At 66.4% G+C, this 7,153-nt stretch carries 5 protein-coding genes; 3 read left to right on the forward strand and 2 right to left on the reverse strand.

Going from position 1 to position 7,153, the window contains the following annotated elements; genetic code table 11:
• Positions 1-72 precede the first annotated feature (72 nt).
• Complete coding sequence (locus RIT73_RS05580) at positions 73-1,524, reverse strand: helix-turn-helix domain-containing protein (RefSeq protein WP_309131071.1); 1,452 nt, start codon at positions 1,522-1,524, stop codon at positions 73-75.
• Between the two features lie 182 nt (positions 1,525-1,706).
• Between RIT73_RS05580 and aceA the strand changes: the two genes are divergently transcribed.
• From aceA to aceB (RIT73_RS05595), 3 genes are all read left to right on the forward strand, one after another.
• Complete coding sequence (gene aceA / locus RIT73_RS05585; RefSeq protein ID WP_309131072.1) at positions 1,707-2,999, forward strand: isocitrate lyase; 1,293 nt, start codon at positions 1,707-1,709, stop codon at positions 2,997-2,999.
• A 124-nt stretch (positions 3,000-3,123) separates the two neighbouring features.
• Positions 3,124-4,734, forward strand: coding sequence for a malate synthase A (gene aceB, locus RIT73_RS05590; protein WP_309131073.1), 1,611 nt, complete (start codon positions 3,124-3,126; stop codon positions 4,732-4,734).
• A 254-nt stretch (positions 4,735-4,988) separates the two neighbouring features.
• Positions 4,989-6,593, forward strand: coding sequence for a malate synthase A (gene aceB / locus RIT73_RS05595; RefSeq protein WP_309131074.1), 1,605 nt, complete (start codon positions 4,989-4,991; stop codon positions 6,591-6,593).
• Between the two features lie 115 nt (positions 6,594-6,708).
• Here aceB (RIT73_RS05595) and RIT73_RS05600 read toward each other — a convergent pair.
• Positions 6,709-7,153 (reverse strand): LPXTG cell wall anchor domain-containing protein (locus tag RIT73_RS05600; RefSeq protein WP_309131075.1); only part of this gene is annotated, 445 nt, incomplete at its 5' end.

Raw genomic sequence — 7,153 nt, forward strand, 5'->3', positions numbered from 1 at the left:
CGCTGACCACCTCACTGCGGGCCTCCGCCCGCTGATCACCTCACTGATCGTGGCGCGAGGAACCCGTAGGCCTCACTGCGCGTGGCGTTCGAGGAACTCGTAGACCTCGGTGTCGTCGACGCCGGGCAGGGCCCCGGGCGGCACCGCGGCGAGCAGGGAGGCATGCATCCGCGCGGCCGGCATCGCCTGGCTCGCCCACTTCTCCGCCAGCTCCTCCGGGGCCTGCCGGCAGCATCCCGGATCCGGGCAGCCCGACCGGGAGCGGATCGGCGACTCGCGACCCTCGAACCACTTGACGTGGGCAAACGGCACGCCCACGCTGATCGCGAAGTCACCGCCGGGCAGCACCCGGGCCGTGCACCAGTAGGAGCCCGCCGGTGTGTCCGTGTACTGGTAGTAGGGGCTGAATCGGTCGGCGACGCCGAACACCGTCCGGGAGGTGAACTTCTTGCACGCGAACTGCCCCTCGACCGCACCGAGGGGGTCGGTGGGGAAGGGCAGCCCGTCGTTCGAGTACGCCTTGTGGATCGTGCCGGAGGTGTGGACCTTCATGAAGTGAACGGGCAGACCCAGGTGCTCCGTGGCGAGGTTCGTGAATCGATGGGCGGCCATCTCGTAGCCCACGCCGAACATGTCACGCAGGTGCTCGACGGACAGCTCCCGCTTCCGTTTCGCCTCGGTGAGCATCGGCACCGCAGCGCTCTCGGGCAGCAGCACCGCGGCTGCCAGGTAGTTGGCCTCGACCCGCTGCTGGAGGAACTCGCGGAAGTCCTTCGGGGAGTCCTGTCCGAGCACGTGCTGGGCCAGGGCGGTGAGCATGTGTGAGCGCGGGTCGAAGGCGGCGTCCTCGTTGGACAGGTAGAGGCGCTTGTTCACGGTGTCCGAGATCGACCGGGTCGACTTCGGCAGGTCTGAGACGTAGTGGAGGCTGAAACCGAGCTTCTCGGCGATCATCGCGGTCTGGCGCTGGGAGACGGTCCCGGCTCGGTAGCCGACGAGGTCGAGCAGCTCGGCCGCCTTCGCCTCGAGCTCCGGGAAGTAGTTGTTGCGCGCCCGCATCTTCTCCCGCAGCTCTCGATTGGCCCGCCTGGCCTCCTCCGGGGTCGCAGCTCTGCGGGCGAGCACCTCGGCGAGCTGGCGCTGCAGACCGACGATCGCCTCGAGGGCGTCGTGGGGCAGGGATTTGGTGCGCACCTGCGGCAGCCCCAGGGATGAGTACATGGGGGAGGCCTGGTAGCGCTCGGCCTCCAGCTCCAGGGCCTGCCGACCGTCGACCGGGGTGGGGTCGAGGAGGTCGGCGATGTCGACGTCGAGGGCAGTCGCGAGGGCCGTCAGGAGAGTGACAGAAGTTTCTCGCTTGCCGTTCTCGATCGTCGAGATCTGGGACGCCGCGCGGTCGACCTTCTCGCCCAGGTCGCTCAGGGTCATTCCACGCTGTTTGCGAAAGAACCGGATTCTTCTGCCGATGCTCAGGCTGTCCGGCTGGACCTCCTCGGCGAGGGATTCGGCGATCTGCTGAGTCATGGCGGGTTCCTTCGCAGGTGGATGGTCGAACGGTGATGGTGTTCATCAGTATGACAGAACCCCGAAATTTCTGAAATGAGAAGAATGCCTGTTTTTCATGCGGCTTTTCTCTGTCGACCCCTTCTCGGCGGCGACAGAATGAACTCACAGACACCAACCCCGATGAGGCAGGAGCAAGGAAGATGACTGAGAACACCGCGAACCCGTTGCATGATGTGGAAGCGATCCGCCGCGATTGGGCCACCAACTCCCGGTGGTCGGGAGTCGCCCGCGAGTACTCGCCCGAGGACGTCGTCAAGCTGCGCGGCACGGTCGTCGAGGAGCACACCCTGGCCCGCCGCGGGGCCGAGCGGCTGTGGGACGAGATCCACAGCAACGATTTCATCAATGCCCTCGGCGCACTGACCGGCAACCAGGCCGTCCAGCAGGTCAAGGCCGGCCTCAAGGCCATCTACCTCTCCGGCTGGCAGGTCGCGGCCGATGCCAACCTGTCCGGCCACACCTACCCGGACCAGTCGATCTACCCGGCGAACTCGGTGCCGGCGGTCGTCCGCCGGATCAACAATGCGCTCATGCGCGCCGACCAGATCGAGCATGCCGAGGGCATCAGGACCGTCGAGGATTGGCTGGTGCCGATCGTCGCCGACGCCGAGGCAGGCTTCGGCGGACCGCTCAACGCCTTCGAGCTGATGAAGGGCATGATCAACTCGGGTGCGGCCGGTGTCCACTGGGAGGACCAGCTCGCGAGCGAGAAGAAGTGCGGCCATCTCGGCGGCAAGGTCCTGATTCCGACCTCGCAGCACATCCGGACCCTGCAGGCGGCGCGCCTGGCAGCGGACGTCGAGAACGTTCCCTCGGTCATCGTCGCCCGCACCGACGCCGATGCCGCCACGCTCATCACCACGGACGTCGATGAACGCGATCAGCCGTTCATCACCGGTGAGCGGACGGCGGAGGGTTACTACAAGGTGCGCAACGGCCTCGAGGCGTGCATCGCCCGCGGCAACGCCTACGCGCCGTACTCGGATCTGCTGTGGATGGAGACGTCCCTGCCGGACCTCGAGATCGCCAAGCAGTTCGCCGAGGCGATCAAGGCCGAGCACCCGGATCAGCTGCTCGCCTACAACTGCTCGCCGTCGTTCAACTGGAAGAAGCACCTCGACGACGCCACGATCGCGAAGTTCCAGCGTGAGCTCGGCGCGATGGGCTACAAGTTCCAGTTCATCACCCTGGCCGGCTTCCACGCCCTCAACTACTCGATGTTCGACCTCGCTCACGGCTACGCCCGCGAGCAGATGAAGGCCTACGTCGACCTGCAGGAGCGGGAGTTCGCCGCCGAGGAGCGCGGCTACACCGCGACGCGGCACCAGCGCGAGGTCGGCACCGGCTACTTCGACCTGGTTTCGACCGCGGTCAACCCGGAGAGCTCGACCACCGCACTCGCCGACTCGACCGAGGCCGCCCAATTCCACTGAGCCGGACGACCGGCACCGCCCCCGCCGCCGAGGTGGGGGCGGGGTCCGCCGGATACCACCGGCACCCCGCACGACCGATTCGCACGTCCCATTGATGATTCGCCCCCGGGTGAGGAGAAGCCCCATGTCACACATCACCGTCAACGCACCGATCGAACGCGGCTTCGACACCGTCCTGACCGCACCGGCCCTCGACTTCGTCGCGGAGCTGCACGACCGCTTCGCCGATCGTCTGGCGTCTCTGCTGGAGAAGCGCCGGACTCGCTCCGCAGCCATGGACGGCGGCACGCTTCCGCGGTTCAACCCCGACACCGCCCGCATCCGCGCCGACCTGTCCTGGATGGTCGCCGGCTCGGCAGGCGCCCCGGGTCTCGAGGACCGCCGGGTCGAGCTCGTCGGTCCGGTCACCGAACCCGAGGTCGTCGCCGCCCTCAATTCGTCGGCGAAGGTCTGGGTCGCGGACTTCGAGGACTCGACGAGTCCGACCTGGACGAACATCGTCGGCGGTCAGGTCTCCCTGTTCAACGCGGTGCGCGATCGGCTGCCCGGAGTGGACAACTCGCACCGACCCACCATCGGGATGCGGCCACGCGGATGGCATCTGCCGGAGAAGCATCTGAGCGTTGTCGATGACGAGGGACGGCAGACACCGGCGTCGGGTGCGCTCGTGGACTTCGGCCTCTACTTCTTCCACAACGCGCAGGCCCTCATCGACACCGGCTCGGGACCGTACTTCTACCTGCCGAAGCTCGAGTCGGCTCTCGAGGCCCGCCTGTGGAACATGATCTTCGAGTTCGCCCAGGAGCGTCTCGGCATCGACCGCGGCACCATCCGGGCGACCGTGCACATCGAGACGATCACCGCGACCTTCCAGATGGAGGACATCCTCTGGGAGCTGCGCGAGCACTGCGCCGGGCTCCAATCGGCGGGGTGGGACTATCTGTTCTCCGTCGTCAAGAGCTTCCGGAATCTGCCGCAGTTCGTGCTGCCGGACCGTGAGCGCCTGACGAACGCCCTGCCCCTCATGCGGGCGTTCACCGATCGACTGGTCTGGACGTGCCATCGCCGCGGGGCCTATGCGATCGGCACCATGAGCAACCTCATGACCGATCATCCCGATGAGGAGTACGTCGCCGCCGAGTTCGACCGGCTGCGCGAAGACAAGGCGAGGGAGGCCTGGCAGGGCTTCGACGGCACCTGGGTCGCCGATCCCGGTCTCGTTCCCGCGGCGCTCGCGGTCTACGACGCGGCTCTCGGGCAGCGTCCGCACCAGCTCGAGAACCTGCGCCCCGACGTCACCGTCTGCGCCGAGCACCTGCTCGACCTCACGGGCCTCGAGCCGATCGTCACCGAGGAAGGCGTGCGGGTCAACATCCGCGTCGCCATCGGCTACATCCGCGAATGGCTGGGCGGGCGCGGCAATGTGGCGCTGGAGAACCTGCTCGAGGATGTCTCGACGGCAGAGATCTGCCGCTCGCAGATCTGGCAGTGGATCCGCCACGAGGTGACCCTCGACAACGGACACCGGCTCACCCGCGGGCTCGTCGAGGCGTACATGGCCGAAGAACTCGCCCGGTTCGAGCGGAAACCTGACGATCACCTCGCCGAGGCGGTGGCGGTCTTCCGCCGCAGCGCTCTCGGCGACGACTTCCCCGAGTTCCTCACGATGCCGGCCTACAGCGAGTTCCTCATCGGTGAGAGTGCCCCGGCGAAGGAACCGATCGTCGCAGCCTGACCGCCCGTCACCTCGGCGGGGATCGGTCCGCCGCCTCGGCGGGGTTCGCTTCGCCACCCAAGAACCCGGCGCGGGTCGACAATGTTTTCACGGGGTTTGCATTGTCGACTCGCGTCGACGCATTCACATCCATTTCCCTCCCAAACCCCTTAAGATCGGACTCAAACCCCGACGCATCCGGCTCCGGTCGATCTCCACGAACTCGTGATCGCTGCACAGGCCTCGTGATCGACCGCAGGGTGAGGAGAAACGCCATGTCACACATGAAGATCAACGCACCAATGCCGCCCGGTTTCGATGCCGTGCTGACCGCTGGGGCCCTCGACTTCCTGGCGGCGCTGCACGACCGGTTCCGGATCCCGCGAGCGGATCTGCTCGAGGCGCGCCGGATCCGGGCGGCGAAGATCAGCCATGGAACTTTCCCGACATTCAAACCCGAGACCGAGGAGATCCGCAGCGACCCCTCGTGGAAGGTCGCAGGATTCGCGGGTGCTCCCGGGCTGGAGGATCGTCGGGTTGAGGTGACCGGACCCGTCACGGAACGTGAGACCGTCGCGGCACTCAACTCTCGGGCCAAGGTGTGGCTGGCCGATCTCGAGGACGCGACGAGTCCGACCTGGATCAACATCATTACCGGCCAGCTCAATCTGATGAAGGCCGTGCGCGGTCGACTGCCCGGGGTCCACAACCAGACTCCGCCGGTGATCGGACTGCGGCCGCGTGGGTGGCATCTGCCCGAGAAGCACCTGCACTATGTCGACGACAACGACGCCGACTTCTCGGCGTCGGGGACGCTGGTCGACTTCGGCCTCTACTTCTTCCACAACGCTCGTGAGCTCATCGAGGACGGGTCGGGTCCCTACTTCTACCTGCCGAAGCTCGAATCCGCGCGGGAGGCCCGGCTGTGGAACGAGGTCTTCGTCTTCGCCCAGGAGCACCTCGGCATCGACCGCGGCACCATCCGGGCCACCGTTCACATCGAGACGATCACCGCGGCGTTCCAGATGGAGGAGATCCTCTGGGAGCTGCGCGAGCACTGTGCTGGCCTCAATGCGGCGCGTTGGGACTACTTCTTCTCGATCGTGAAGAACTTCAAGAAGTACCCCGAATTCGTCCTGCCTGACCGTGACAAGCTGACGATGACGATTCCGATGATGCGGGCCTTCACCGATCTGCTCGTCGCCACCTGCCATCGGCGCGGTGCCCATGCGATCGGCGGCATGAGCAACCTCATGAGCAAGCATCCCGACAAGGAGTTCGTCGCCGCCGAATTCGCCCAGATGCGCGAGGACAAGGAGCGGGAGGTCGCCGATGGGTTCGACGGGACCTGGGTCGCCGAACCGGCCCTCGTGCCCGTCGCCCTCGAGGTCTTCGACGAAGTGCTGGGGGACAAGCCGAACCAGCTCGATGTGCTGCGTGAGGACGTCGATGTCACCGCGGCTGACCTCCTCGACGTCCACGGGCTCGATCCGGAGGTCACCGAGGAGGGGGTGCGGCTGAACATCCGCGTCGCCATCGGCTACATGAATGCGTGGCTGGGCGGCAACGGGCATGTGGCGCTGGAGAATCTCATCGAGGATGCGTCGACGGCGGAGATCTGCCGGTCCCAGATCTGGCAGTGGACCCGGCACGGAGTCACCCTCGACAACGGCAAGCAGCTGACCCGCCGCCTGGTCGAGCGCTACATGGGGGAGGAGCTGGCTCTGATCGAGCGCCACCCCGCCGATCACTACACCGAGGCGGTGGAGCTCTTCCGTCAGTGCGCCCTCGACGACGCGTTCCCGGAGTTCATCACGATGCCGGCCTACACCGAGCACCTCGTCGACCGCGTTTCGAAGGGATCGATCTTCGCGGCGTGAGTCGCTGAAGAGCAAAGGGAAAGGGCAGCGGAGAGAATCCGCTGCCCTTTCCCTAATACCCTGACGCTCGGCCTCAGAGCACCGTCCTGCTGCTAGTTGATGTGCGCGCGAACGGTTAGCGCCCGGTCCGGGTCCGTCTGGTCAGCAGCAAGAGAGAAGCTCCGACTACGAGGAGCGCGATCGCGACTCCCACCATCCAGAGGTTACCGGCACCCGTTGTGGGAAGGTCCCCTCGTGCATCGGTGTCAGCAGTCACTTCTGCTCCTGCACCGGCATCGACTTGTCCGCTTGCGGTGGTGCTGGCGTCGGCGGTTGTGTTCACTCCGGCGGTTGCGTCGGCTGTGACTTCCGCTCCGGCGGTTGCGCCGGCGTCGGCGGTAGTGTTCACTCCGGCAGTTGCTTCGGCTGTGGCTTCCGCTCCGGCGGTTGCGCCGGCGTCGGCGGTGGTGTCGACGTTGGCCGTGGTGTTGACGTCGTCGGTGGCTTCGGCTGTGGCTTCCGCTCCGGCGGTTGCGCTGGCGTCGGCGGTGGTGTCGACGTTGGCCGTGGTGTTGACGTCG

The sequence above is a fragment of the Brevibacterium sp. genome, assembly GCF_031179145.1.
Taxonomy (GTDB): domain Bacteria; phylum Actinomycetota; class Actinomycetes; order Actinomycetales; family Brevibacteriaceae; genus Brevibacterium.